The 24,852-nt window shown below is 33.4% G+C and carries 30 protein-coding genes; 23 read left to right on the top strand and 7 right to left on the bottom strand.

Annotation, left to right across the window (positions count from 1 at the left end):
• Positions 1 to 60 precede the first annotated feature (60 nt).
• The 5 genes from ACNQGX_RS00710 to ACNQGX_RS00690 all read left to right on the top strand — a co-directional run bounded on the left by ACNQGX_RS00710 (position 61) and on the right by ACNQGX_RS00690 (position 3,915).
• Positions 61 to 1,113, top strand: coding sequence for a type III polyketide synthase (locus ACNQGX_RS00710; protein ID WP_417973105.1), 1,053 nt, complete (start codon positions 61 to 63; stop codon positions 1,111 to 1,113).
• Positions 1,114 to 1,121: 8 nt separating this feature from the next.
• Positions 1,122 to 1,595 (top strand): 3-hydroxyacyl-ACP dehydratase FabZ family protein, encoded by a 474-nt coding sequence (locus ACNQGX_RS00705; protein ID WP_417973103.1) that lies wholly within the window; start codon positions 1,122 to 1,124, stop codon positions 1,593 to 1,595.
• Positions 1,596 to 1,748: 153 nt separating this feature from the next.
• Positions 1,749 to 3,038 (top strand): beta-ketoacyl-[acyl-carrier-protein] synthase family protein, encoded by a 1,290-nt coding sequence (locus ACNQGX_RS00700; RefSeq protein ID WP_417973101.1) that lies wholly within the window; start codon positions 1,749 to 1,751, stop codon positions 3,036 to 3,038.
• 97 nt (positions 3,039 to 3,135) lie between these two features.
• On the top strand, positions 3,136 to 3,393 hold the full coding sequence (locus tag ACNQGX_RS00695; RefSeq protein ID WP_417973099.1) for an acyl carrier protein: 258 nt from the start codon (positions 3,136 to 3,138) through the stop codon (positions 3,391 to 3,393).
• A 30-nt stretch (positions 3,394 to 3,423) separates the two neighbouring features.
• Entirely contained in the window at positions 3,424 to 3,915 is a 492-nt protein-coding gene (locus ACNQGX_RS00690) for a 4'-phosphopantetheinyl transferase family protein (RefSeq protein ID WP_417973097.1), read from the top strand.
• Positions 3,916 to 3,922: 7 nt separating this feature from the next.
• Here the strand turns inward: ACNQGX_RS00690 and ACNQGX_RS00685 are convergent, their stop codons facing one another.
• Both ACNQGX_RS00685 and ACNQGX_RS00680 read right to left on the bottom strand, forming a co-directional pair.
• On the bottom strand, positions 3,923 to 4,519 hold the full coding sequence (locus ACNQGX_RS00685) for a 3'-5' exonuclease (RefSeq protein WP_417973095.1): 597 nt from the start codon (positions 4,517 to 4,519) through the stop codon (positions 3,923 to 3,925).
• 2 nt (positions 4,520 to 4,521) lie between these two features.
• The gene (locus ACNQGX_RS00680; RefSeq protein ID WP_417973093.1) at positions 4,522 to 6,438 is read right to left on the bottom strand and encodes a DUF294 nucleotidyltransferase-like domain-containing protein; all 1,917 of its coding nucleotides are present in this window, start codon (positions 6,436 to 6,438) and stop codon (positions 4,522 to 4,524) included.
• Between the two features lie 185 nt (positions 6,439 to 6,623).
• Between ACNQGX_RS00680 and ACNQGX_RS00675 the strand changes: the two genes are divergently transcribed.
• From ACNQGX_RS00675 to ACNQGX_RS00615, 13 genes are all read left to right on the top strand, one after another.
• Positions 6,624 to 7,130, top strand: coding sequence for a DUF2911 domain-containing protein (locus tag ACNQGX_RS00675; protein WP_417973091.1), 507 nt, complete (start codon positions 6,624 to 6,626; stop codon positions 7,128 to 7,130).
• Positions 7,131 to 7,275: 145 nt separating this feature from the next.
• Positions 7,276 to 8,421, top strand: coding sequence for a hypothetical protein (locus ACNQGX_RS00670; protein WP_417973089.1), 1,146 nt, complete (start codon positions 7,276 to 7,278; stop codon positions 8,419 to 8,421).
• 462 nt (positions 8,422 to 8,883) lie between these two features.
• Positions 8,884 to 9,108, top strand: coding sequence for a hypothetical protein (locus ACNQGX_RS00665; RefSeq protein ID WP_417973087.1), 225 nt, complete (start codon positions 8,884 to 8,886; stop codon positions 9,106 to 9,108).
• Positions 9,109 to 9,247: 139 nt separating this feature from the next.
• Entirely contained in the window at positions 9,248 to 9,424 is a 177-nt protein-coding gene (locus tag ACNQGX_RS00660) for a hypothetical protein (RefSeq protein ID WP_417973085.1), read from the top strand.
• A gap of 109 nt (positions 9,425 to 9,533) precedes the next feature.
• Positions 9,534 to 10,253, top strand: a complete 720-nt coding sequence (locus ACNQGX_RS00655) for a hypothetical protein (RefSeq protein ID WP_417973083.1) — start codon at positions 9,534 to 9,536, stop codon at positions 10,251 to 10,253.
• A 95-nt stretch (positions 10,254 to 10,348) separates the two neighbouring features.
• Positions 10,349 to 10,786 carry a hypothetical protein gene (locus ACNQGX_RS00650; RefSeq protein WP_417973081.1) on the top strand — a complete coding sequence of 146 codons (438 nt, stop codon included), beginning with the start codon at positions 10,349 to 10,351 and terminating at the stop codon, positions 10,784 to 10,786.
• A gap of 192 nt (positions 10,787 to 10,978) precedes the next feature.
• Complete coding sequence (locus ACNQGX_RS00645) at positions 10,979 to 11,197, top strand: hypothetical protein (RefSeq protein WP_417973079.1); 219 nt, start codon at positions 10,979 to 10,981, stop codon at positions 11,195 to 11,197.
• 42 nt (positions 11,198 to 11,239) lie between these two features.
• On the top strand, positions 11,240 to 11,383 hold the full coding sequence (locus ACNQGX_RS00640; protein ID WP_417973077.1) for a hypothetical protein: 144 nt from the start codon (positions 11,240 to 11,242) through the stop codon (positions 11,381 to 11,383).
• A complete protein-coding gene (locus ACNQGX_RS00635) occupies positions 11,376 to 11,924 on the top strand; it encodes a hypothetical protein (protein ID WP_417973074.1) in 549 nt (182 codons plus the stop codon). The genes ACNQGX_RS00640 and ACNQGX_RS00635 overlap by 8 nt, the downstream gene beginning before the upstream one ends.
• A 234-nt stretch (positions 11,925 to 12,158) precedes the next feature.
• Positions 12,159 to 12,725, top strand: a complete 567-nt coding sequence (locus ACNQGX_RS00630) for a DUF1110 domain-containing protein (protein ID WP_417973072.1) — start codon at positions 12,159 to 12,161, stop codon at positions 12,723 to 12,725.
• 2 nt (positions 12,726 to 12,727) lie between these two features.
• Complete coding sequence (locus tag ACNQGX_RS00625; RefSeq protein ID WP_417973070.1) at positions 12,728 to 13,258, top strand: hypothetical protein; 531 nt, start codon at positions 12,728 to 12,730, stop codon at positions 13,256 to 13,258.
• A 119-nt stretch (positions 13,259 to 13,377) separates the two neighbouring features.
• A complete protein-coding gene (locus ACNQGX_RS00620; RefSeq protein ID WP_417973068.1) occupies positions 13,378 to 13,605 on the top strand; it encodes a hypothetical protein in 228 nt (75 codons plus the stop codon).
• 289 nt (positions 13,606 to 13,894) lie between these two features.
• A complete protein-coding gene (locus tag ACNQGX_RS00615) occupies positions 13,895 to 15,124 on the top strand; it encodes a multidrug effflux MFS transporter (protein WP_417973381.1) in 1,230 nt (409 codons plus the stop codon).
• A gap of 17 nt (positions 15,125 to 15,141) precedes the next feature.
• Here the strand turns inward: ACNQGX_RS00615 and ACNQGX_RS00610 are convergent, their stop codons facing one another.
• The 4 genes from ACNQGX_RS00610 to ACNQGX_RS00595 all read right to left on the bottom strand — a co-directional run bounded on the left by ACNQGX_RS00610 (position 15,142) and on the right by ACNQGX_RS00595 (position 20,173).
• Positions 15,142 to 16,419, bottom strand: a complete 1,278-nt coding sequence (locus ACNQGX_RS00610) for an NAD(P)/FAD-dependent oxidoreductase (protein ID WP_417973066.1) — start codon at positions 16,417 to 16,419, stop codon at positions 15,142 to 15,144.
• A gap of 96 nt (positions 16,420 to 16,515) precedes the next feature.
• Positions 16,516 to 17,853 (bottom strand): DEAD/DEAH box helicase, encoded by a 1,338-nt coding sequence (locus tag ACNQGX_RS00605; RefSeq protein ID WP_417973064.1) that lies wholly within the window; start codon positions 17,851 to 17,853, stop codon positions 16,516 to 16,518.
• 141 nt (positions 17,854 to 17,994) lie between these two features.
• A complete protein-coding gene (locus ACNQGX_RS00600; RefSeq protein ID WP_417973062.1) occupies positions 17,995 to 19,539 on the bottom strand; it encodes a DEAD/DEAH box helicase in 1,545 nt (514 codons plus the stop codon).
• Positions 19,540 to 19,645: 106 nt separating this feature from the next.
• Positions 19,646 to 20,173 (bottom strand): DUF6155 family protein, encoded by a 528-nt coding sequence (locus ACNQGX_RS00595; protein ID WP_417973060.1) that lies wholly within the window; start codon positions 20,171 to 20,173, stop codon positions 19,646 to 19,648.
• A 179-nt stretch (positions 20,174 to 20,352) separates the two neighbouring features.
• Between ACNQGX_RS00595 and ACNQGX_RS00590 the strand changes: the two genes are divergently transcribed.
• Both ACNQGX_RS00590 and ACNQGX_RS00585 read left to right on the top strand, forming a co-directional pair.
• Complete coding sequence (locus ACNQGX_RS00590) at positions 20,353 to 20,637, top strand: DUF3817 domain-containing protein (protein WP_417973058.1); 285 nt, start codon at positions 20,353 to 20,355, stop codon at positions 20,635 to 20,637.
• Positions 20,630 to 21,886: a mechanosensitive ion channel family protein gene (locus ACNQGX_RS00585; RefSeq protein ID WP_417973056.1), complete on the top strand. Its 1,257-nt coding sequence runs from the start codon at positions 20,630 to 20,632 to the stop codon at positions 21,884 to 21,886. The genes ACNQGX_RS00590 and ACNQGX_RS00585 overlap by 8 nt, the downstream gene beginning before the upstream one ends.
• A gap of 42 nt (positions 21,887 to 21,928) precedes the next feature.
• On the opposite strand, the gene ACNQGX_RS00580 is transcribed toward ACNQGX_RS00585, so the two are convergent.
• Positions 21,929 to 22,312: an acyl-CoA thioesterase gene (locus tag ACNQGX_RS00580; protein WP_131916634.1), complete on the bottom strand. Its 384-nt coding sequence runs from the start codon at positions 22,310 to 22,312 to the stop codon at positions 21,929 to 21,931.
• Positions 22,313 to 22,381: 69 nt separating this feature from the next.
• On the opposite strand from ACNQGX_RS00580, the gene ACNQGX_RS00575 reads away from it, so the two are divergent.
• The 3 genes from ACNQGX_RS00575 to ACNQGX_RS00565 all read left to right on the top strand — a co-directional run bounded on the left by ACNQGX_RS00575 (position 22,382) and on the right by ACNQGX_RS00565 (position 24,764).
• On the top strand, positions 22,382 to 22,786 hold the full coding sequence (locus ACNQGX_RS00575; protein WP_417973379.1) for a glyoxalase: 405 nt from the start codon (positions 22,382 to 22,384) through the stop codon (positions 22,784 to 22,786).
• Between the two features lie 298 nt (positions 22,787 to 23,084).
• The gene (locus ACNQGX_RS00570; RefSeq protein ID WP_417973054.1) at positions 23,085 to 23,798 is read left to right on the top strand and encodes an esterase family protein; all 714 of its coding nucleotides are present in this window, start codon (positions 23,085 to 23,087) and stop codon (positions 23,796 to 23,798) included.
• 18 nt (positions 23,799 to 23,816) lie between these two features.
• On the top strand, positions 23,817 to 24,764 hold the full coding sequence (locus ACNQGX_RS00565) for an ATP-grasp domain-containing protein (protein WP_417973052.1): 948 nt from the start codon (positions 23,817 to 23,819) through the stop codon (positions 24,762 to 24,764).
• Positions 24,765 to 24,852 lie beyond the last annotated feature (88 nt).

Below are 24,852 nucleotides of genomic sequence, written 5' to 3'. Positions count from 1 at the left end.
GACGAATAGATAATAGATTTTAAATTCGTGTTAATTTATATAATTCGGGGCTAAAAAATTATGAGTGTAAAAATAAAGTGTGTTACCAAACAATTACCCAAATATTCAAGGAATACAGACGAAATTATCCCATTTCTTGATGTTTGGCTCGAAGGTCAAGACGAGCGCTTTATCAGAAAAGTGAAGAAAATTTTTGAAGGCGCAACCGTTGATAAACGGTATTCTATTATGGATCCCATTGCGGTTTTTACTAAAACTTCTTTTGAAGAAAGAAACGATATTTATGTTCGTGAAGTAATTGATCTGGGAGAAAAAGTGTTGGATAAAGCGTTGCAAAAAGCCAATTGGAATCCTGAAGATTTAGATTACATCATTACTGTGAGCTGTACTGGAATTATGATTCCGTCATTAGATGCCTATTTAATCAATAAGTTGAAATTACGTCAGGATATTGTGCGTCTTCCGGTTACTGAAATGGGTTGTGCAGCAGGAATTTCGGGAATTATTTATGCTAAAAATTTCTTGCAGGCCAATCCGGGGAAACGGGCAGCAGTAATTGCAGTTGAAAGCCCGTCAGCAACGTTTCAATTGGATGATTTTTCGATGGCAAATATTGTTAGTGCGGCTATTTTTGGAGATGGAGCCGCTTGTGTGTTGCTTTCTTCCCATGAAAATGATGAAGGACCGGAAATTCTTGCTGAAGAAATGTATCATTTTTATGATAATATCCACATGATGGGTTTTAAACTAACGGATTCAGGTTTGCAAATGGTGTTGGATATTGAAGTTCCAGAAACTATTTCATCTCATTTCCCTGATATAATTCATCCGTTTTTAACAAAAAACAACTTAAAAATGGAGGATATCGACCATTTGATTTTTCATCCCGGTGGAAAGAAAATTGTCCAAACTGTAGAAAGCTTATTTTCTGATTTAGGAAAAAATATAAACGACACCAAAGAAGTTTTGCGTTTATACGGGAATATGTCGAGCGCTACTGTTTTGTATGTTTTGGAACGAATTATGGATGATAATCCAAAAAAAGGTGATAAAGGATTGATGCTGAGTTTTGGTCCCGGATTTTCGGCACAAAGAGTATTATTACAGTTTTAGACAGAAAAATGAGTAACGAAGAAATAATATCTCAATTACCGTATTCTAAACCCTTTTTATTTGTGGACGAAATCCTTCACATCAATGAAAATGAGGTTGAAGGAACGTATACTTTTGATGAAAATCTAGATTTTTATAAAGGACATTTTAAGGATATGCCAGTCACTCCAGGTGTGATTTTAACTGAGGTTATGGCGCAAATTGGATTGGTTTGTCTGGGAATATTTTTATTGGATGATTCATTTAATAAAACTGCTTCAATTGCTTTAACATCAACAGATATTGAATTTTTAAAACCTGTTTTTCCAAATGAAAAAGTAACCGTAATTTCGGAAAAAATATATTTTAGATTTGGGAAATTAAAATGTAAAGTCATCATGAAAAACGCAAAAGGTGAAGAAGTTTGTATGGGAACTATTGCGGGAATAATCCTCACCCCAACTCTCTCCAAAGGAGAGGGAGCTAAAACCGGATTAAAATAAATTAAGCAACAGTATAGTTGATTTTTTTCAATATTTTGTTACAATAGCACTTTATTTGAGTAGCATTAAAATTGAAATTATTTTTTTTTGCCATTGCCATTGCCATTATTATTGAAATTGTTATTGCCATTGAATATTATTTAACATTAAAAAATGAATAAAAGAGTAGTTATAACAGGTCTTGGTGTTGTTGCTCCAAATGGAGTAGGACTTGATGCGTTCATTCATGCCATCAAAAACGGAATTTCGGGAATCAAGTACGACGCTGAGTTGGAAAGATTGCAATTTTCCTGTCAGATTTCCGGAAAGCCTGAAATTTCTACTGAATTGTCATTGCAATACTTATCCGAATTAGAATTACGGAATTTTAACTCAACTGGTATTTTATACGGAGTAATTGCAGGAATAGACGCGTGGAAAGATGCAGGGTTATCGATGGAAATCAACGAGGAACCGGATTGGGACAGCGGAACTATTTTTGGAACAGCAACATCAGGAATCGATAAATTTCGAGAAAGCATCTACAAAATTGATGATTTACAAGTCCGAAAATTGGGAAGTACAGCTGTGGCACAAAGCATGAATAGTGGTGTTAGCGCTTATTTAGGAGGGAAATTAGGTTTAGGAAACCAAGTGACAACTAATTCCTCGGCTTGCACTACAGGAACCGAAAGTATATTGATGGGATATGAACGAATTAAAACAGGTCAGGCAAAAAGAATTTTAGCAGGAAGTACCAGTGATTCGGGACCTTATATTTGGGGCGGATTTGATGCGATGAAAGTCTGTACTTTTAAGCATAATGAAAATCCGGAACAAGGCTCAAGGCCAATGTCTGCTAGTGCTTCAGGATTTGTTCCTGGAAGTGGAGCAGGAGCTTTGGTAATGGAAGATTTAGAAACTGCGATTGCACGGGGCGCTACAATTTACGCAGAAGTTTTAGGTGGAAATGTAAATTCCGGTGGGCAACGCGGACTAGGAACAATGACAGCTCCAAATCCTATTGCTGTACAAAAATGCATCCAGAATGCTTTGAAAAACTCAGGAATTAACGCCAATGATGTCGATGCAATCAACGGACATTTAACAGCCACATCGAAAGACAGTTTAGAAATTCAGAATTGGAGTGAAGCTTTGGGTAGAAAAGGAAAAGAATTTCCATACATAAATTCCTTGAAATCAATGGTAGGTCATTGTTTGTCGGGAGCGGGAAGTATCGAAAGTGTGGCTTCGGTTTTGCAATTGCATCACGGATTTGTTTTCCCTAATATCAATTGTGCCGATTTACATCCTGAAATTACGGCAATAATTGATGAATCGAGAATACCACAACAACTGATTGAAAAAGAATTAAATATAATTGCAAAAGCCAGTTTTGGCTTTGGAGATGTGAATGGATGCGTAATTTTTAAGAAATTTAAATCTCTTCCCGAATCAAAGTGAGCCAAATCCGAAAATCAATAATTAACAACTGGAATTTAACTGTTAAAATATTGATTTTTAAGTTTTTTAATAACTGTAAACTAAATAACCAAGCAATATGAATAAAGAACAAACAATTGAAGAATTAAAAAATATAATAAAGCCGTATATCCAAAATCAAGAAGCTTTTGATGTGCTTACGGAAGATACTGATTTTATAAATGACTTAAAGATCAATTCTGCTAATTTAGTAGATGTTATTTTGGATATAGAAGAGAAATATGATATTGTAATTGACAATGAAGCTATGGAGCGCATGGTTAACGTAAAATCAGCATTGGAAATTATTGAAACCAAAATATCAGAAAAAAAATAGTGTATTTGCGGTAAAAAAGTCAGTAAAAAAATGATTGGAAACGACATAGTAGATTTGGCTTTGGCCAGAAAAGAAAGTAATTGGAAACGGAACCGGTTTTTAGACAAAATCTTTACTGTAAAAGAACAATTACTCATTGCTGATACCGAAAACTCTGAAATAATGGTTTGGAATTTATGGAGCAGAAAGGAAGCTGCTTATAAAATCTACAACAGAGAAACGGGAATTAGAGGGTATTTCCCTTTACAATTAGAATGTGTCTATGAAAATGAAATTTCAGGTTGGGTTTCAATAAAAGGGAATACGTATTTTACTAAAACTATAATTTCTAATGCATTTATACATACGATTGCCGTGGTGAAAAAAGAAAATTTTGATACTATAAAAAAATTAAATTCAAACGAGATAGTTAGTAAAGCTAATGGAATTCCTTTTATAATTGACGAGCAAACTAAAATAATTAAACCCGTTTCTATAAGCCATCACGGGCGATTTTGGGAAGGAATTACCTTGATTGATTAGAATAATATTATTTTATTCCCAGTTTTGATTTTAATTTTAAGAATAATAACGACGTTTTATAAGCATTTTCAGCAGAAGAATTTCGGTCACTTTTAGGAATATTATATACCGTACAAAGTTCATCAAGAGAAAATTGTTTATCATTAATATCATGCAGTTTTCTATGCATAATATCAACATCTAAAGCTTCGTTTTTTAATCTTCCACAGTCAAGTCTTTCTAATGCTGCGTTAATCATTTCAACATCAAAATCAATGTGATGACCCACTAAAACGGAATTCCCGATAAACTCTATCAATAATTTTATAGTATCGGGTTCGCCAAGTTTTTTCATTTTACTTTCCACCAAAAATTCATTTGAAAGACCATTATCATGAAGAAACTTGTATTGTAGCAATACCGCTTCAAAACTATCGCCAATAACAATACTGTCATCGATTACTGCAAATGAACCAATGGATAAAATAACATCTTTGACAGGATTCAAGCCGGAAGTTTCTGTTGATAAAACAACAAATCGGGTTGATTTCTTATCAAATTTAGAAAGATAGGTCTTCCAAAATTCGGGATATTCTTTATTAATGTTTTTTAACCAGTCTAACATAATTATGAAAATTGAGTAAGTTGAAATTTATTTTTTATTAATTCTTCCAATTCTCTCATAGGAGCTAAAGCATTTTTTAATTTTTCTTTATCAATTTTTGATAATTCTTCCAAATTTATAAATTGGCCTGAATTATCATTTTTTAAACCTTCCAATGTTCTAAATTTTGATAAAGTCAAAAAGGCTTCCGCAGAATTAAGATAAATTTCAGCATGTTTAGGATCTGCAATTGCTAACTGCTTGAATCTCTGAAAGGTGTTGTTGATTCCTCGTATGTCAAAACATAAGGTAAATAAACGGGCGCCATCAATCAATGGCATCAAAGCACGCGTTTTTATATCAAATTTATCTTTATTAGGGCCTTCTTCCTCAACATTGAATTTTTTGAAAAAACTTAAAGGAGAGTTTTTTCTCAACGCATCATTTCCTAAGAAATCAAAGAACAGGGTATTGTTTTTTGCATTTTTGAAGACTACGTTTCCAATGGCATCTTCAATTTTTTGTTCTCCAAAAATAATTTCATAATCAAAAAATATACTGCTCAAATCATTGCTGTTTTCACCAGGAGTATTCATCCAACTGTCGTATTGTTTAGACCAGTCTGTCAGTGATTTACACCAAAGCATGTTACTTCCCATGTGTCCGTTTGGACATAATTCATAACCAATTTTTTCAAGTGTTGCAGTTGTTCTTTTTCCAAGTTTAAGGAAGTAATCTTTGACCTCTCGATACTTGTCTGCCGAAACATCTTCGAAAATCAAGATGCTGTCCTGATCCGTTAACAATAACTGTTCTTTTCTTCCTTGGCTTCCAATACTCAACCAAGCAAAACGGGCAGGAGGGGAACCTAAATCTAAAATAGATAATTCTACAGAACGTTTGATAATGGCTAAATTAATTTCGCTGGCAATATTGAAAACGTGAGAAAGCGGTATGTTTTTAGAAATAGAGGTTTGAATCAAATCCGTTAAACGTTCTCGAATTTGTTTTAATTCCTTAGGGTTTTGTGAACGCTTAATCTCTTTAATTAAAACACCGGGATTATTTGCTTGGGCAACTATCAAATCATGTTCAGAAATGACTCCTTTTACATCAGATTTATCAGTTCCGTCTTGTGTTACGCATAAATGGGTTACATTATGCTTCAGCATTAGTAATTGAGCTTCAGCCAAGGAAACGTTCTCCACAACAGTAATAACTGGTGATGACATTATTTTGCCTACGGAAACTGTTACAGGAAATCGACCGGTTGCAATTTTGGAACGCATATCAGTGTCAGTCACAATTCCGATAGGAAAGTTATTGTCACAAATGATAATGTTGTTTTTTAATGTTTCAGTCATTTGCTGAGCAATATCTTGCACAACTGCTGTAATTGTTGCCTTTAATGGTGAAGTATTATAGGATAACGATTGAAAATACTGCATTTCAGATTGTTGGTCAGAATAGAAAACATTATCAGAGATAAGTTTACCTCTTAAATTTTCTTTGTCTTTTGGATTTCGCGTATTTGTTGCAAAACTCTCCAACAAAAAGTTCAAAACTTCTGAATTATTGACTACAAATGGGCGGAAAGTTGCGATTGGAATAGCGTAAACAATGCTTTCTTCTCTGGCTTTGGCCGTCATCATATAATTATTCTTGGCAAAAAATGGACGCAAACCAAAAATATCACCTTCATGACACTTATTTAATAACGTTTCTTCAGCATCTGAAATGACAGATAAATTGATAGTACCTGAAGCAACAACATAAAAACTGTCATGCAACACATCATTAATTTGAAATAATGTTTTATGTTTTTCTAAGTTTACAACGCGAATACTCACCGCTATTTGAGATAATTCTTCAAATGTCAAGTGATTAAATGGCGGATATTCCTTTAAAAAATCGGCAATGTGCTCAGCAATTGTATTCATAAGTTGGTCAAATAAATGGTGTATTGTTTGTAAAAATAATAAAATAATAAATTATAATGCTGTCATTATTGTAGTAAAACAACTAATTTATAAAGTTCTTAATTTTTTCTTAAAATTAAAGAGAATTATGCTAAATTAAATGAAGTTGTTTTATTTTTATAGGATAAACTAAATCATTTTAAATCATGAGATTACTAAAAAAAATACATCTTTTACTTATCGCATTTTTGATTGTAAATTCTTTAAATGCTCAAGAGAAACCTTCCAGTACAAAAGAGGTTGTTTCAGGGAAAATTAATGGCGCAACCATTAGTATCAATTATGGAAGTCCATCTGTCAGAGCCAGAGAAATCTGGGGTAAATTAGTGCCATTCAATCAAGTTTGGCGTGCTGGTGCAAACGACGCCACAACTTTCGAAACTGACAAAGAGCTAACTATTGACGGATCTAAATTACCTGCAGGTAAATATTCTTTCTTTATTATACCAAATGAAAAAGAATGTATTATCATCTTTAATAAAGAAGCTAAACAATGGGGAGCTTATAAATATAAAGAAAAAGAAGATCAGTTAAGAGTTACTGTTAAACAGCAAATTGCAAAATCAACAGCTGAAAAATTAGTTTATACAATTGATAAAAACAGTATTGCTTTAAGTTGGGATAACTGGAGCATACCAATTGCTGTACAATAAAATTATTTTTAAATTCTAAAAGGCATTACCAATAGGTGATGCTTTTTTGTTTTACTTAAATTGATTCTTTGGTTGTAATTAAAAAATCTATTTTACATAATATAAATTATAGTGCATTACTATATTTTACATTCCTGATAGTCAATTGTTTAACATTAATAATTATTATATGTTTAACACTGGCTTAATAGATTCGCTAAAAATACGAGTCAAGCTTGACAAAGTTCAGATACTCGACCAACGATTAATAACTGATTATATCGCTTATTATCCAAGCATACAGGAATTAGATAATGAAGGAATTGTAAACGAATATTTAGGCGATTCTTTTAGAAAAGCAGAACCATTTGTAAAAATAGTAAATGGTATAACTTACCGTATCTATATAAAAGCATTTATAGATGCAAAAAAAATGGCGCATGAATATGTAGTATTTCAAATTTCTGCTAAAATGCTGAAGCAAAATTATTTTGAGGGCATCACATATAAAAATTACGGTGCTATTGTTGACGATATAAATGATTTCGGTGTACTTAAAATATCCAAAAAAGATTTTTTACAGGGTCTAGTTTCAGACATTGACATATGTATTAATCAACTGATTGACTTAAAAAGCTTGAAAACGGCTTTTAGTTTTATTCTACAAAATCCAAATTCCGGAAAGCTTCCGCTCATTCATCACATTTCTCAATCGAACTCGCAAAAAAACACATTCAATTTAGGAATGGATTTTAATAAACGTGAAAAAGCTTCAAATACTGCCCCATACTGCAAAATCTATCACAAAGGTTTTGAATTGCTTTCAAAATCAATAGTTTTCTATAAAGCATACTTAGAACCTATGAAAACGTCAATAGTTGATAATTTGGTTCGATACGAATTTACCATTAAGGCACATAAACACAAAGAATATTTGATTAACAAAGGGTTTAAAGCTGACTTTAAAACCTTGTTTGATTTATTAAGTGCCAACCCCAAAGATTTAAAATTAATAGCGCAAAGTGGACTAAAACACTATATAGAACCAAAACAAAAGTCTAACGTAGATAAAGAACTAAGTCCTATGGATATAATGGTACAGTTTTATCAAGAAAATTTAATTAAACTCGGATTTGATGAGGAAAAACTTTTAGGATTTACTTATTTAATTGAGGATGCGAGTTCAAAGAGCAGAACAAAATCAAAAGCAAAAAAATTGATTGATGATTTAAAAAACAGAGATAAAAATTTAAAAGCAGAAATTCTGCAAAATGATAGAAGTGGTCATTTTTTGAAAAATCTTGGCGTATGAGTGATGTAAATATAGTTTTTAGTCCAAAAAATCAGATCTATAATTTTTCAAGGTTTTTAGTGTCAAAAAATACTTTACCAAAGTATATAACTCAAAAGAACGCAAATAAGGTTCTCTTAGCTATTAAAAATCAAAAAACAAATAAGATTACATTGAAATTTAGAAAGTACGGCAAAATTGAAATTTACTTAAAATAACTTAATAAAAAACTTAGGAACATGAAAAAATCAAAAACCATTAAACTACAAAATAAGCTAATTAGTAGCTATCAATTAATTTTTGAAATGGGGGTAAAAATGGAGGTAAAAAGCTCTTTTAATGAGGGTGATTTTACGGTAAGATTGGTACAAATAAATTGTCTCAGAAATCGCCTAAAATTATCACCTCCAAAATAGGCAAAATCCCGACTAATGATAGTCGGGATTCATTTAGCAGATTTGCTAATCTTAAATTTTAAAAACTATGACTGAAAAATGCGAAAATTGCTACTATTTCGATGGCTCAAAACACGAAAAAGATGCTCAAACGGCTCACGCTGGAATTTGCTCGAAATGGACGGAAATCGTCTTTAAATCGGAAACCTGCAAACAGTTCTTTTCAAATCAAAATAAAAGCGAAAAAGAGATTTTCATCCCTTTGGTAGATGTCTCAAAATTACCACCAATTAACCAACTAACATTATTTTAAATGACAAAACAAAAAATCAATGCTTTAATTTTTATTGCAATAACAATAATTGCAAGTATTACAATTCATCTTTTAACTCAATATCCATATAAATAAAAAGGGGAGTGTCCTACCACTCCCCTATTAAAAACCCCGAATCATGGCAGATACCAAAAATTACACGGATTATCAAAAATTATCATTCAAAGATATCGAATACCTACTGATTTCTATATCGGAAAGCACTGCAAAACAGTACTTAACGGACATTAAGAAGGAATACGGACTTAAAACCGTTCTTTTCTCCCACTTCAAACAATATTTTAAAATCACTTAAAATCTTCAAAAGTACCTAAAAATACTCAATAGTCTAAAAGCCGATATTCTCGGCTTTTATTATTTCAAAATTTGTGCCAATAATAATACTAATCAAATATGAAATAAACATGGAGTTATTCAATTCACAAGGTCAAAACGTAACGAAGTCCCCCGTATTACTTGTTACAAAATCAATCGGGGCTTTAATCATTTCCTCCACTCTAGATGTTGAAGCATTTACAACTGAGCAAATAAAAGTTGAAGTAGAAAAAGCAACAGGTAACGAAGAAATCACAAAAGGTTTCATGGGGTTAGCTGATTTCGTCTACTTGACCACTTTTAACGGGGATGCTGTGACATCAGACCCAATCTACAAAACAACGGCTGAATGTGAAATTTGCGAAGATGGGGCAATCCAACTGGGCGAAAAAGACGTTATCAAAATCCAATTGCAAGGTTTGAAAACTGCGGAAACGTATGTGATTAACGGTATTGAAATGCCCCAGACATCACACAAGACGCTTTCTTTCGAAAACAAGTCGATGGCTCAAGACGAAAAAAACAAAACATTTGAAGTGGTTGATTGCGATTTAGCTTTGCTTGACAATTCAAACACTATCGAAGAGGTTTCGTATACCTTTTTCAATGATGTGGTAGTAAAGTACACGTTGCATGAATTACGTGTGTTGTCTCGTTCAGTTGACCCAGTGGCGTATGTGAAACAAGACGGAACGATTAAAGGTGCCTTTGCTTCAAAATTACAACTTCCGTTGTTTGGTGTAAAAGCTATTGAAGTCAGAAAGATTCAAGGTGCTATCATCAACTTAATTGTAAGATTAGAAGCATAATGGGATTCTTTAAGAAATTAGGATCGGCGGTAAAAAAGGGAGTCAAGCAAATCTCCCTTAAAAACGTTGTCAAATTAGGTACTCCCCTATTGTCAATGATACCCATCGCAGGAGGATTAGCCCAGAATATAGTCGAGGGAGCAAGTGCTGCTCATGAGGCTAAAAAGCAGGCTAAATTAGCGGAACAACAAGGGAAACTTGAATTGGCACAAGCCTATGAAGCACAAGCTCAAGCATTAGCGCAACAATCGGGAGCGGTTGTAGGACAGCAAGCGGGAAGTGTTTTTAAAGCTTTTTCAAAAGGTGCTACTAATGAAATGATAGCTCAAACGTCACAAGCAACAAAAGAAGTAGCTGGAAACATTGGGGCTGAATTAGCTGACCAAAGTATTAAATCTTGGTTTAAAAAGCACATGACGGCTATCATAGTCGGAGGAGTCGCTTTAATAGGTTTAGCAGTAGTTTGGTTCAAAAAGTCAGGTCATCCAAGTCAAAAACGATGGAATATGCCTGTAAATAAGACAAGATGGTAAAGCCATTAATCGGAACGCTAGGAATCGGTTTAATAGAGGGGGTCCACAACATCCCCCCTGTTAACCAAACAACCGAAATAATAAAGATCGTTATACAAGTTATACTTGCAATTGGTACTTTATTTAAAATGTTTAAAAAACCAAAAGAGGTTATTAGTAACCAAAATGTACAACCAATAAATTAAAAAATATATGTCAACATATAAAGCAAGAATTACAAACGACCGTTTTGGGAACCCTTACCAAGTAATAGGCTGTAAAGACAAAAAGGGCACGGGATTTTCAAAAGGATACGTGGAATTAGGAGGGAAATTATACAAGCTTGAACCATCAAAAGCCACAAAAGATGGCGTTGAAGTTTGGATAAAAGTAACTGCTGTTAAGAAGCAGACACAGAGCTCAAGTATGTAAAATCACTATGCCCCTAAGGGGGCTTAGCAAAAAATCTCAATTATGAATAAAATCAACGGAATAGTAAACGGTCTAAAATTCGTTTTGAAATTTGGTGTTTACATCATGGCAATTGTCAAAATCGTCGAATTTGCAGTAGCTACACTGGAAGAACTGAAACCTCAAAAAAAGCTAGAAGATGAGTAAATCGTTTTTGAATAATCACACTGTCAGAGGCTTAAGAAACAACAACCCGGGTAACCTTAAAAGGACAAAAGATGCTTGGCAAGGTAAGATTCCTTTTCCTCAGAGTAAAGATAAAACCTTTGAACAGTTCAAAGATATAAAGCACGGTATTCGTGCCATGTTGAAAGACTTGATTCACGATATAAACAAAGGAAAAAACACCGTGAATGCTTTGATTAATGAATATGCCCCAACGTTCGAGAACGATACAAAGGCGTATATTCTAGCGGTTTGTAAAACATTAGGAGTACAACCAACTCAAAAGCTGACCACTATAAACAGTAAATTCCTTATCATTTTAGCCCGTGCAATTATGAAAGTCGAATTAGGTGCGTCACATACATTGGTGACCGATGCAGACATCGAAGAAGCTCTACAGTTGCTTGGTGAGGTTTCAACGCCTCAATTAACTGTAACCATTTCAAAAAGCAAATTGAAACCGCTAGTCCCTGTACTGGTTTTCTTAGGGGTTTTTTTTTGCTCAATTTATACACTAATCTAAAATCTAAAAAATCCAAATTATGGAAAAATTAAAAACATTCGCAATGGTGCATCAAGCACAAATTTTAGGAGTTTTAACTCTTGGTTTCTTAATCCTTGCTTACAAGGTTTTCGTTCCTCAAAAGCGCTAAAATGCCTTATTTATTACCACTATTAGCACTATGGCGGGAGATGAAGATTCTCTCGCTATTGGCTTTTTTAATCCTGTTGTATTTCGTTTCAAAACTATTCAAAGATGATAAAGAAAACCCAAAATAAAACCAATGTAGCAACTCAGGCAATCGAGTTTCTTAAAAAATACTGGCTATTCATTACGGCACTTTTGATAGGTATACCCTACTTGAAAAGATACATGGATGAACAGGCCGAAAAGACTAGGCAAGCTAAACTACAGTTACAAGTTGAGGGGAAAATTGCAAATGCTCAAGTAATTGTAGATAATAGACAGACAGAAAATCAAAATCCTTTAACTCAGGCACAAAAGAGATTGAAAATCACAGCTTCAAAAGAATTACATGCAGCTTCTCAAAAATTGGCTTCTGACTTTGGTTTTTTACAGCAGGCGAAGTTGGTTAATTGGTACGATTACCTCAATCCTTTAAACATTCAGACAGTTGCGGGTACTTTGTCCGAAAATGATATTGCAATTCGTGAAACTCTTGTTTTGTATCGCAATTATTTCGACAAACTAGAGAAATTATACTATGAGGTCGATACGAACAGTAGAAGTCTAAGGAAAGATATACTTCAATACTTAGATTCTAAAGAACTAAAATATTTACGTAAATACTTAAAAATTTAACTATGGTAACATTGGCTTACTTAACCCGAAATATGTCCTTAGAATTCATGCCTTTACCCGTTAAGGGTGAATGTGTGAGTTTGCCCGAGGATTTAATTTTTGTTGCTTACATGGATGGCACAACGATAGTAAAAGAACCTCTTGATTCGGTTCTTGAATTTTCAAAAGTCGAGCGTTTAATTATGGGGCTTTCAGCTTTTGATTTGTCATTTGTAAAAGATTCTGATTTCAGGAAACAAAACACAAAAATATGTCCTCGTCCTGTTGAAAAAGTAGCAATTCTCACAAATGTAAGTGTAACGGGTTTCACCCCCATTTTTCCTGCTGATGTTTCAAATAGAATGTATACTTGTTCGGGAATGTATAATCTTTCTATAAACAGGCAAAGATTCGATAATGGCTCAATTGTGGTCACTCCATTAGATTACTATTACGGAGGTCACTACGCTTTTCCTTTAAGTTTAGGTGATCAAATATGGATAACAGACAACTTAGGAGAATTTGAATATTCGGAAGTTCAGACTGTTTCTTAACCTTAAATGACTAAAGAAAATAATTTAACACAAATCAAAAAAATATGTATATTTGTCGTAACTTCAAGGAGAGATAATAAGTAGTGGAATACTTCTCTCGGCGATAAAAATCAAATATCATGTCAAAAATCATTAAGAACGCCTTAATAAAGGTAACTTTCGATAGAATATTAACTAACGGGAAAAACTTCTGTTGGTTCAAAGTAAAATCCACTTATCTAAGCTATATGGTAAAATATTGGCGCGGAAAAGTGGATTTTCGTTATTTAAAAATATACCCAAAAAATGAAGATGGCAGTTGCGGTTCTCAAATCGGATATATCACCCGAACAAAAGTAGAATTTTAGCACTAAATTATTAATTCGTTAACTGGCGTAGCCTATTGACCATGCGTAGCCGTTAACTTGCGTAGCTTCAAAAGCTTAACTATTAACCACAAAAAAAGAGGCTCAAACGCAGGTGGAACTGCTCGCCTCTCATTGATAAAAATCTATGGCAAATATACAAAAAAATCCTTTACATACTATAAATTATAGTGCAAAATAATAACATTATATTAAAGAATCAAAACCTCTGATTAGGATCTTAAATATTTACCTTTGCAAAATATTAAAAAAATTCATGACTGATACCGTAATGACAAAAACAAAATATATTAAATTAATTCTAATTTTAGGTTCACTGACTGCGCTCGGACCCTTTTCAATTGATATGTATTTACCTGGTTTTGCAGGAATTGCTAAAGATTTGAATACTTCTGTTGCTAATGTTTCCATGACTCTTTCCAGTTATTTCATTGGAATTTCTGCTGGACAATTGCTTTACGGACCATTATTAGACCGTTTTGGTCGAAAAAAGCCATTATTTATAGGTTTGTTAGTTTATATCTTGGCTTCATTAGGTTGTGTTTTTGTAACTGACATTGATACTTTTATTGGTTTACGATTCATTCAGGCTGTAGGCAGTTGTGCGGCAACTGTGGCTTCGGTTTCTATGGTTCGTGATTTATTTCCTGTAAAAGATATTCCTAAAGTATTCTCTTTATTGATGCTGGTTGTTGGGCTTTCGCCAATGTTAGCGCCAACTATTGGTGGTTATGTCACGGAAGATTATGGTTGGCATACTGTCTTTTTTATATTAATGTGCATTGGAATTGTCATTCTTTTAGCTGCTCAAATTGGTTTGCCAAATACGCACAAACCAGACACTTCAATTTCATTAAAACCCAGACCTATTATTTCCAATTTTATAAAAATTGTAAAAGAACCCCAGTTTTACACGTATGCTTTTACAGGATCTGTGGCTTTCTCCGGATTATTTACTTACGTAGCGGCCTCTCCCATTTTATTTATGGATATTTTCAAAGTAGACGCAAAAACCTACGGTTGGATATTTGCCTTTATGTCTTTGAGTTTTATTATTGCCAGTCAGCTAAATTCTGTATTGTTAAATAGATTCAAAAGTGAACAAATGATTTTTGGCGCTTTGATTACGCAGACAATTATCAGTGTTTTATTCCTCATATTGTCGATAAATGATCTTTTAGGCTTATATGAAACTATTGCTATGCTATTCTTATTTTTGGCTTGTTTAGGAATTTCAAATCCCAATACAGCAGGGCTTACCATGGCTCCTTTTGCTCGAAATGCAGGAAGTGCCTCAGCATTAATGGGTGCTATTCAATTAGGATTAGGAGCTTTAGCTTCATTTGCCGTTGGTGTTTTTGTAAAAAATTCTATTTTACCAATGGTTGTGATTATGACTGTTTCAACAATTTTGGCGTTAATCATTTTAATTCTTGGAAAACGAAACATAAAAAAAACTATTGTAACTTCTCACGATGAAGGAATTGCAATAGTTCATTAATTGTAGATTTGAATCTATTATTGTTTTGGTTCTGTTTTTACTTTTTTATCAGGTCTGATAATCATACGTAAAGATTGATCTTTTGCAAAATATGCAATCATCCAATTGAAGAATGTTTTCACCCTGTTGCGATACGTTATCAATGAAATGAGGTGAATGAAGAGCCATATTATCCAGGCAAAAAATCCTTTGAAATGCATTTTAGGTTTTGGTAAATCAACCACAGCCTTATTTTTACCAATTATAGCCATAGATCCTTTATCTTTATATTTAAAGGGTTTTAATGGCTTGTTTTGGTTTGTTAACTTAAAGTTATTCGCCAAATTTATTCCTTGTTGAATCGCAACTTGTGCCACTTGCGGATGACCATTAGGGAAATCGGAATCTGTAAGTTGAATACAAGTATCGCCGATTGCAAAAATATTTTCAGTACCATTAACTTTATTAAAAGCATCAGTTGCCATTCTTTTTCCACGACCATAACTTTCAGTTGGAATTCCTTCGAAAACTTTTGCAGAAACTCCCGCAGCCCAAATTAAATTTTTGGTTTGTATCGTTTCACCATCAGCAAAATATACCGTGTCATCGATATAATCCACAACAGTGGTATTTAATTTTACTACAACACCTAATTTTGTCAGCGCTTCAAGCGTATCTTCCTGTGAAGCTTTACTCATTGGAGATAATACGGCATTGGCACCATCAACTAGATAAATATTACTCGCTGTAGTACTTAATTCCGGGTATTCTTTCAGCAAAATATTTTTACGCATCTCAGCAAACATTCCCGAAACTTCAACACCTGTAGGTCCACCGCCGGCAACCACAATGGTTAACAATTTTCTGCGTTCGCGAATGTCTTTGCAAATGGCTGCCTTTTCTAAATTTTTAAGTAGTGTGTTACGCATTACAATGGCATCATTGAGCGTTTTCATTGGAATGGCATTTTTCTTTACGTTTTCCATTCCAAAATAACTGGTTTCAGCACCTGTGGCAAAAACCAAGTAATCGTATTCTAATTCTCCATTGTTAAGAATGATTTTATTTTCTGAAGAGTTTACTTTTAGTAAGTTTCCTAAACGGAATTGTAGATTTTTTTTACCCGAAAAAAACTTTCGAAATGGGTAACTGATACTTGAGGGTTCTAAAAAGGCAGTAGCAACCTGATATATTAGTGGTGGGAAGAAATTATAATTATTTTTGTCAACGAGTGTTACATTGATTCCTTTTTCATTTACTAGTTCTTTAGCAAGATTCAATCCTGCAAATCCTCCTCCTATTATTATAATTTCCATATCGTATTTTTATAGTCTAAAATAAAAAAAGCATCCATAAATATACACTATTTACGGATGCTGTTACAATATAAATTATTAAAAAAACTTTAAATATTAGTTCTTTTTTAGTTTTTTAACGGGCTTTTCTAAAGGTTCATTTTTGTTTTGAAGCATATAATTAGCCAATAATTTTTCAATTAATTCATCTTTAGTCAAATGATGAAAAACAGTTTTTATTTTTTCTTTTAATTCTGGAGCAACATCATGATTGGGTTTGGTTTTAAAAATTTGCTTGGCCCATAACAAGGTGTTATTTTCTTCGATGCTGGCAACCGTTGGTTTTTTGAACTGGGTGAATTTAATTCCTAATTCTTTTTCAAAATCAGCAATTTCCACTACTTCTTCGGGTTGTAAAACCGTCAAAGAAAGTCCCTTTGCTCCTGCCCTTGCGGTTCTTCCGCTACGATGTACATACGCTTCGTAAACATCCGGCAAATGATAATTAACTACATAAGAGATTTCTTTTACGTCAATTCCTCTTGCCGCTAAATCTGTCGCTACTAATATATTAATGTATCCTTCACGGAATTGCTCCATGATTCTGTCACGAATTCCTTGAGATAAACTACCGTGTAATGCGCCTGATGAAAATCGGTTGATGGCTAAGTTTTTGGCTAATTTATTGACCGCAGCTTTCGTTTTACAAAAGATAATTCCGCGTTCTCCTTCTTTAGAATTCAGGAAATGCATCAAAACATCCAGTTTTTCAATTGGATCCACCACAATATATTCATGGTCAATTCCTTGATTTCCTATCGTTTCCATGTTGGCACTAACTTGCACCACATTTTTATTCAAATAGTTCTGAATCAATTGTTTGATAGTTCCAGGCATGGTTGCCGAGAATAAAAAAGTATTATGATTTTTAGGTAATTCAGCTACAATTTCGTCTAAGCTTTCTTTTAAAATAGTCACCATTTCATCCGCTTCATCGAGCACAAGGAATTTGGTTTCTTTTAGATTTATGGCTTTGCGCTGCATCAAATCAATTAATCTTCCGGGAGTTGCCACAACGATATGTGTTGGCAATGAAAGTCTTTCGATTTGCGGTTTGATTGGAATTCCTCCACAAGTTACCGCAATGGAAACTTGAGGTAAATGTTTTGAAAAATCTTCTAAATTCCTGAAAATCTGGTGTCCTAATTCACGCGTTGGAACCAAAATAACAGCTTGTATAACTGGCAAATTAGTGTCAATTAATTGTAAAATAGGCAATCCAAAAGCTGCCGTTTTTCCTGTACCGGTTTTAGCAAGCCCAACCAAATCCGTAGTATTTGATAAAAGTAACGGAATCGTTTTTTGCTGAATCTCTGTGGGCACAACAATTTTCAATTCGGTAATCGCTTTTAGTATGGGTGCTGAAATTCCTAAATCAGAGAATTGTTTTGGCATTTTTTTGGATTTTATAATTTTATAAAAAAGTTGTTTTGTAAACGTAATTTTTAGCCCCGATAGCAGTGAAAATCCTTTTATTTTTTCTTTAAAAATAAAAGATTGTAACGAATAGCGGGATTAGCTCCTGGAAAAAAAAAATTAATCTTCATCCGGTTCGTTCATGATTTTTTCCCGATATTTTTTCCCGGTTAACAATACCAGTTTTAATTTGTAATCATCAACAAGCCACTCGCGGTAATTTTTACTGCATTGGCTCAGACATTTAGAATAGCGTTTGATGCGACAATCGATATCATCATCTAACAGTTTTCCTAATATTTTAGCTTCTTGTAAAGTTTCGGAATTATCAACACACATAGCAGCATGCTGATCCAATGATTTTTCCAGCACTTCTTTTGAACGTAAATTTTGTTTGATGATGAGTTTATGTTCTTCATCGACATCAAAAGTTACGACTTCCGTTTTACTGAATTTAGCACGTAATTCCGGTGGCATGCTGTATTTAAAATACAATTCAATTTCGGTATCATCACGTAAATTTTCTAAATAAAATTCAGGTGATTTGAAGATGTGTTGCCAGTTTACCGGCTCACTCCACAATCCAAATCGTGCAGCATTATTTCCTAAATCGATAACATTAAAAGTGTCTTTGTTAGGTAGTTTTCTGGAACCACGACCAATCATTTGATAATATAATGTCAACGATTTTGTTGCTCTGTTCAGGATAATGGTTTCTACGGTAGGTTCATCAAAACCTGTGGTAAGAATCCCAACTGATGTTAGAATGGCATCGGGCGTATGCTTGAACCAATGTAAAATATCCTTTCTTTCTTCGTTATTACTGGTGTTATCCAAATGACGAATCGCATAACCGGCTTCTCTAAACGTTTCATATACATATAATGATGTATTGATACCATTATTAAAAATCAAGGTTTTCTTTCCTAACGATTTCTCTGTATACGCATGCAATAATTTTTCCTGCATGGCCATATTAGTATATAAATCATCCGATGATTTCACGGTGTAATCACCATTGATACCAACTTTTAACGATGTCAAACCTACATCATAGCTATACGTGACTGCCTTTGCCAAAAATCCGTTTGCAATCAATGAACTAATGGTATCCCCTACGATTAATTCATCGTAGCTTTCGTGCATGGGTAATTTAATATTCGAACTTAAAGGCGTTGCTGTAACTCCTAATATAAAGGCATTCTTGAAAGAGCTTAATAATTTTCGGAAGGAGTTGTAATGCGCCTCATCGATAATTACCAGACCTACATTATCTAAATGTAATTTTTCGTCATTTATACGGTTTTTTAAGGTTTCTACCATGGCCACAAAACAAGAATAATCGTTTTGGTCCGGAAGTTCTTTTACTTTACTGTTGATAATTTTGTTTTTAACATCAAAACCCTTCAACATTTTTGAAGTTTGTTTACACAACTCAATTCGGTGTGTTAAAACAACTACTTTTTTATCGTGTTGTGATAAATAACGACGCACAATTTCTGAAAACACTACTGTTTTACCACCACCAGTAGGCAATTGGTATAACAAATGATGTTGCGGAGGTGCATTGTCTATGCGCTCAAAGATGGCGTCTATATCGCCTTTTTGGTACGCATAAAGTTCTTTTTTGTCTTCGATTTCTATTTCTAAAGTGTTTTGGGACATTGCTTATTGTTGGATTTTTGCAAAAATACACCTAAAAAACAGTTTAATTGTGAATTTTAATTAAAAAAAATACGATTGATTAAATAAAATTGAATTATGCAACTATTCAATATTCAAATCGCTCCATAATGGCATTAAACTCGGGTTCGTTGTACCACTTTTGTATAATGGTTTGATTATGTATGGCTATAATTCTTGGCTTGAAATCATTGAGTATTCCATTTGCAATCAGGAAAATTACAGCTTGCTCAAAAGAATTGAATATACTTTTAAAAAATAAGTCATTCTTTATAGTATTTTCAGATGAAAATGTTTGTGCAATTTCAATGTTATAGAGCATTACATCCGCAATTATAAAAGGATCCACGCCCAAAAGAAGAAAATGCTTGATGTATTTTTGGGCAACGGAACGCCTCATTTTTGGCTTGCTGCGTCTTCCTAATTTTTTTACCGGATAGTATTCATTTGAAATTTTGAGTTTGCATTCCTGCAAAAGTGTTTCTTCCTTTGGATTGAAAACAAAATTATAATAAACTTTTATGGGGGCAAATTTCTCGTACAATTCAATAATTTGTTCTTCGAGTTGCTCCTTATTAAGTTCGGCTAAATATTTTTTTAAATCGCGTTTGCTCATTATCAAGGTTTAGAGTTACAAAAGTAAATTAGTTTACGATGCAATACTTCAAAAATCAATGATAATACTTAATTTTGCTTAAAATCAAGGTTAGAGGTTAAAAGTTAGACGTTATACGTTTAGAAACGAAGTAACTATTAACTCTTGACTTTTAACTCTTAACGCTTAACTCCCAAAACATGCTTAAATTTTTCAAGGTTATCGCTTTACTCGAAGGAGTTTCTTATTTGGCTTTATTTTCGAATATGCTTTTTATAAAACCTACCAATCTCACTCTTTATAAAACATTATTATTCCCAATAGGAATGGCACACGGACTTTTGTTTGTTAGCTATATTATTTTGGCTGTAATGCTAAAATTTGAGCAAAATTGGGATTGGAAAAAATTTGGCATTATTTGTCTGGCATCAGTAGTTCCTTTTGGGACTTTTTATATAGAAAGAAAATATCTGAAAAATGTATAAATACATAGAAAAAATATTCAATTTTCTATATCCTGTATTCAGAAAATGGGGATTGGGAAGCAGTTTTGCTTCTTATCTGAGTCTGATTATAAATATTGTTGTGCTTTGCGTATTGGCGTATTTTATTTATGTGGTCTTTCGTCTTATTTTAGTAACGATTATGGCGGTAATCGCCCAAAAAACCAAAACTAAATTTGATGATTTATTGGTAACCAATAAAACGGCAAAATACATTGCACATTTAATTCCATTATTATTTATTTATAAATCAGTGCCAATAATCCTTGATAAATATGAATATTGGGAAGGCGTTTTTGGGAAGCTGGTCGGAATTTATATTGTAATGCTTGTTTTATGGATTATCCGCACTATTTTCAATGCATTACGTGATTATTTAAAACTAAAGCCCAGATACAGCGACAAACCTATTGACAGTTTCATTCAGGTAATCATGATTGTGCTTTGGGCTGTTGGGATTACGGTTATTATTTCTAAATTATTTGATATTGATCAAAAACAGCTCTTAACCATTTTAGGAGCTGTTTCAGCAGTGATAATCTTGATTTTCAGAGATACCATTTTAGGCTTTGTATCCAGTGTCCAAGTCTCTATAAATGATATGGTTCGCATCGGGGACTGGATTACGATGGATAAATTTGGTGCCGATGGTGATGTGATTGAAATCAATCTGGCTACCGTAAAAGTTCGAAATTTTGACAATACCACTACCACTATTCCAACGTACAGTTTAAGCTCCGATTCGTTTCAAAACTGGCGCGGAATGTTGAATTCAGATGGGCGACGTATCAAAAGACACATTCTTATTAAAACAAGCAGCATTCGATTTTTGGAAGAAGCAGAATTAAACGACTTGAACAAAATCCATCTGATATCGGATTATATTGACACCCGAAAATTAGAAATAGACAAATATAATTTCAGTAATAAAATTGACAAATCAATTGCTATTAACGGACGAAATTTGACAAATTTAGGTTTGTTTCGAAAGTATATTACGGAATACTTATTCAATTATCCCGGATTAAATAAAGAGATGCTGATGCTTTGTCGTCAATTGCAATCCACTTCACACGGTGTTCCGCTTGAAGTTTATGCCTTTTCGCATGACAAACGATTCGAGAATTACGAGTACATCATGTCAGATATATTCGATCATATAATTGCTTCAGTGCACTATTTTGATTTGGAAATTTTTGAAACTGTTTCAGAAAATGATTTTAAAGTATAAGAGCAACTTTTTGTTTTTACTTTCTTAAAAATGCAAGGAAAATTACAATCGGTCCTTTACAAATTCTATAGCTGTTTTTCCGTGTGCTTTTGGTTTTCCTTCAGCATCTAAATTTACCATTGTAGTGTGATCTATAGTGATAATTGTTTCGCGTGTCATCATATTTCTAGCTTCACATTTTAGCGTTAGCGAAGTATTTCCAAATTTTAAAACATCAATGCCAATTTCTATAATATCACCCTGTTTTGCTGAGCTTCTAAAGTTAATTTCTGACATGTGCTTAGTAACAATTCTGGTGTTCTCTAATTGGATAATGGTGTATAAAGCCAATTCTTCATCGATCCAAGCCAATAATTTACCTCCAAATAAAGTTCCGTTAGGGTTTAAATCTTCTGGTTTTACCCATTTTCTAGTGTGAAATCGCATAATTTTTCTTTATATATGCAAAAATAAACTTTTCTTATGGCTATTTTCTTTATTTTTAAAGAAAAAAACATGAACGAGCGTGATACTTTTTTAAAAGAATTCCGTGGACAGACCATAGGCTCTGTTACCACACAATCTTCTTCTGATGAATCGTTTCAAAATGAAGTGCTTAGACCAATATTGAAACTACAAAACGATTTTTTTGTGGCCTCTTTTATCAATTATATTGGTAAATACAAAGCTGATTTTTATACCCATACTGTTGAAAAAAAAATGTCGATAATAGAAAATGCGATCCAAAAAGACATCAAATTCAGGAATGCTTTAAAAGGAATGATAATCGGGTTATTTACCTCAGATGAATATGCTGTATACATACAAAACTCTTCCAGTCTCAACAAAAGAATGATGGGTATGCTCATTGAAAGACTAAAAAGTCAAGTACAATTATTTGAAATAAATGTGAATTCATAATTCTTTAAAATAATTACCTTTCAAAAGTAAAATTAAATTGATTCCTGACAGGAATAACGTATTCACAAATAAATGGAAGTCTTTTTAATACTATTATGAGCTTTTGACAAAGAAAACGATACAATATAAATGGCTGCATTTTGCTTATAATTTAAAAAAGGAGTGCTTATTTATGTAAATATTACAATTTCATTACTATTTAATAATCGGTATTGTTTTTTATAATAATTATTGGTTAACCTTGATTATTTATGTTTTTTGCTTAATTTTTTTCATTATAATTGTTAAAAATAAAGGCATGAAGGAAGAGTATTTCAAATGGCATTCACCCCACCTTAACAGGGATATTGAAATGTTAGTTTTTGGACACGCAGGATACCCTATTATTTTATTTCCTACTTCCATGGGCAGTTACCATGAAAATAAAGATATGGGATTGATTGACTCTGCAAGGTGGTATATTGAGCAGGGTTTAATCCAGATATTTTGTCCCGATAGTATTGACAAAGACAGTTTTTACAATAAAAATATTCATCCCATACATCGCATAGAAAATCACGTCAGATACGATAAAATGATTTGTCATGAAATCGTTGAAAAAGTGAAAAACAACACTTCTTCCGGAAAAGTTGTTGTGGCAGGTTGCAGTTTTGGCGGGTATCATGCCGCTAATTTTGCCTTTCGCCATCCGGGATATGTCAGCCATATGTTCTCGATGAGCGGTGCTTTCAATATCAAAAGTTTTATGGATGGTTTTCACAATGATGATGTGTTTTACAACAGTCCTGAAGATTATTTATACGGTCTAAATGATTATGAATTATGGAATATGGACATCGTTTTAGGAACTTCTAATTGGGATATTTGTTTCGATGCCAATCTAAAATTAAGCAAAATTCTAAGCGACAGGAACGTTCACCATTGGTTAGATATTCGTCAGGAACGCAAGCACGACTGGCCGGTCTGGAAAGAAATGTTTCCGCATTATTTATCAAGAATTAAATTTTTTTAAAATTACAAACGTATCAAGATGAAAAAAATTGGAATTTTATTTGGAATGGAAGACACCTTTCCGCAAGCATTTATTGATCGGGTTAACTCAAAAAACGAAAAAGGAATCATTGCGGAAGCGGTTGCTATTGATAAAGTAGTTCAAAATCAAGACGGAGAATATGCGGTAATTATTGACCGAATTTCCCAAGATGTCCCTTTTTACCGTGCTTATTTAAAAAATGCCGCTTTAACAGGAACCAATGTAATTAATAATCCTTTTTGGTGGAGTGCTGATGATAAATTTTTCAACAATGCTTTGGCAGATACTCTTGGAGTTCCGCTTCCTAATACGGTGATTCTTCCTTCGGCCGAACATCCTACTGATACCACCGAAAAATCTTTCCGAAATTTAAAATATCCAATGGAATGGCAAGGAATCTTTGATTACATTGGCTTTCCGGCTTATATGAAACCGTATGCTGGTGGCGGTTGGAAAAACGTGTATCGATTAGAAAACAAAGAAGAGTTTTGGGAAAAACATAAGGAAACGGGACAATTAGTGATGATGTTACAAGAAGAAATTGTTTTTACGGAGTATTTTAGGGTCTATTGTTTGGGTTGTAAAGCCGTGCGAATTATGCAATACGAACCAAGAAATCCGCATCATTTGCGGTATGTAATTGATGGACCTCTAGTTGATAAAAAATTATTAGCCACAGTAAAAGACTATACTTTACGTCTTTGTAAAGGTTTAGGATATGACTTTAATACGGTCGAATTCGCAGTTAGGGACGGAATTCCGTATGCCATTGATTTTGGAAATCCAGCACCAGATGCAGAGTTAACTTCGGTTGGTGCTGAGAACTTTGAATGGGTGGTGGAAGAAGCCGCAAAAATGGCTATCGCTGCCGCAAAAAAACAAAAACCAGGGAAAATAAATTTGACTTGGGGAACTTTTATAAAAGATGCCGCCGGAGGAAAGTAATCAGTATTCAGTTTGTCATTCCGAGGAACGAGGAATTTCAACCATAAGGAACAGCAAACAGAGATTCCTCGTTCCTCGGAATGACAAA

It is taken from the genome of Flavobacterium glycogeni (assembly GCF_048286775.1).
GTDB lineage: Bacteria > Bacteroidota > Bacteroidia > Flavobacteriales > Flavobacteriaceae > Flavobacterium.
The sequence above is the reverse complement of the archived record's forward strand: the minus strand, read 5'-3'. Positions and strand labels throughout refer to the sequence as shown.

Coding starts and splice junctions, on each gene's coding strand:
- ACNQGX_RS00695 (WP_417973099.1), top strand. CDS start 3,136: ATGAATAAAGAACAAACAATTGAAGAATTAAAAAATATAATAAAGCCG.
- ACNQGX_RS00650 (WP_417973081.1), top strand. CDS start 10,349: ATGATACCCATCGCAGGAGGATTAGCCCAGAATATAGTCGAGGGAGCA.
- ACNQGX_RS00645 (WP_417973079.1), top strand. CDS start 10,979: ATGTCAACATATAAAGCAAGAATTACAAACGACCGTTTTGGGAACCCT.
- ACNQGX_RS00635 (WP_417973074.1), top strand. CDS start 11,376: ATGAGTAAATCGTTTTTGAATAATCACACTGTCAGAGGCTTAAGAAAC.
- ACNQGX_RS00625 (WP_417973070.1), top strand. CDS start 12,728: ATGGTAACATTGGCTTACTTAACCCGAAATATGTCCTTAGAATTCATG.
- ACNQGX_RS00685 (WP_417973095.1), bottom strand. CDS start 4,519: ATGTTAGACTGGTTAAAAAACATTAATAAAGAATATCCCGAATTTTGG.
- ACNQGX_RS00675 (WP_417973091.1), top strand. CDS start 6,624: ATGAGATTACTAAAAAAAATACATCTTTTACTTATCGCATTTTTGATT.
- ACNQGX_RS00700 (WP_417973101.1), top strand. CDS start 1,749: ATGAATAAAAGAGTAGTTATAACAGGTCTTGGTGTTGTTGCTCCAAAT.
- ACNQGX_RS00680 (WP_417973093.1), bottom strand. CDS start 6,438: ATGAATACAATTGCTGAGCACATTGCCGATTTTTTAAAGGAATATCCG.
- ACNQGX_RS00585 (WP_417973056.1), top strand. CDS start 20,630: ATGTATAAATACATAGAAAAAATATTCAATTTTCTATATCCTGTATTC.
- ACNQGX_RS00690 (WP_417973097.1), top strand. CDS start 3,424: ATGATTGGAAACGACATAGTAGATTTGGCTTTGGCCAGAAAAGAAAGT.
- ACNQGX_RS00605 (WP_417973064.1), bottom strand. CDS start 17,853: ATGCCAAAACAATTCTCTGATTTAGGAATTTCAGCACCCATACTAAAA.
- ACNQGX_RS00565 (WP_417973052.1), top strand. CDS start 23,817: ATGAAAAAAATTGGAATTTTATTTGGAATGGAAGACACCTTTCCGCAA.
- ACNQGX_RS00580 (WP_131916634.1), bottom strand. CDS start 22,312: ATGCGATTTCACACTAGAAAATGGGTAAAACCAGAAGATTTAAACCCT.
- ACNQGX_RS00640 (WP_417973077.1), top strand. CDS start 11,240: ATGAATAAAATCAACGGAATAGTAAACGGTCTAAAATTCGTTTTGAAA.
- ACNQGX_RS00590 (WP_417973058.1), top strand. CDS start 20,353: ATGCTTAAATTTTTCAAGGTTATCGCTTTACTCGAAGGAGTTTCTTAT.
- ACNQGX_RS00705 (WP_417973103.1), top strand. CDS start 1,122: ATGAGTAACGAAGAAATAATATCTCAATTACCGTATTCTAAACCCTTT.
- ACNQGX_RS00570 (WP_417973054.1), top strand. CDS start 23,085: ATGAAGGAAGAGTATTTCAAATGGCATTCACCCCACCTTAACAGGGAT.
- ACNQGX_RS00655 (WP_417973083.1), top strand. CDS start 9,534: ATGGAGTTATTCAATTCACAAGGTCAAAACGTAACGAAGTCCCCCGTA.
- ACNQGX_RS00665 (WP_417973087.1), top strand. CDS start 8,884: ATGACTGAAAAATGCGAAAATTGCTACTATTTCGATGGCTCAAAACAC.
- ACNQGX_RS00575 (WP_417973379.1), top strand. CDS start 22,382: ATGAACGAGCGTGATACTTTTTTAAAAGAATTCCGTGGACAGACCATA.
- ACNQGX_RS00615 (WP_417973381.1), top strand. CDS start 13,895: ATGACAAAAACAAAATATATTAAATTAATTCTAATTTTAGGTTCACTG.
- ACNQGX_RS00710 (WP_417973105.1), top strand. CDS start 61: ATGAGTGTAAAAATAAAGTGTGTTACCAAACAATTACCCAAATATTCA.
- ACNQGX_RS00595 (WP_417973060.1), bottom strand. CDS start 20,173: ATGAGCAAACGCGATTTAAAAAAATATTTAGCCGAACTTAATAAGGAG.
- ACNQGX_RS00600 (WP_417973062.1), bottom strand. CDS start 19,539: ATGTCCCAAAACACTTTAGAAATAGAAATCGAAGACAAAAAAGAACTT.
- ACNQGX_RS00630 (WP_417973072.1), top strand. CDS start 12,159: ATGATAAAGAAAACCCAAAATAAAACCAATGTAGCAACTCAGGCAATC.
- ACNQGX_RS00660 (WP_417973085.1), top strand. CDS start 9,248: ATGGCAGATACCAAAAATTACACGGATTATCAAAAATTATCATTCAAA.
- ACNQGX_RS00620 (WP_417973068.1), top strand. CDS start 13,378: ATGTCAAAAATCATTAAGAACGCCTTAATAAAGGTAACTTTCGATAGA.
- ACNQGX_RS00610 (WP_417973066.1), bottom strand. CDS start 16,419: ATGGAAATTATAATAATAGGAGGAGGATTTGCAGGATTGAATCTTGCT.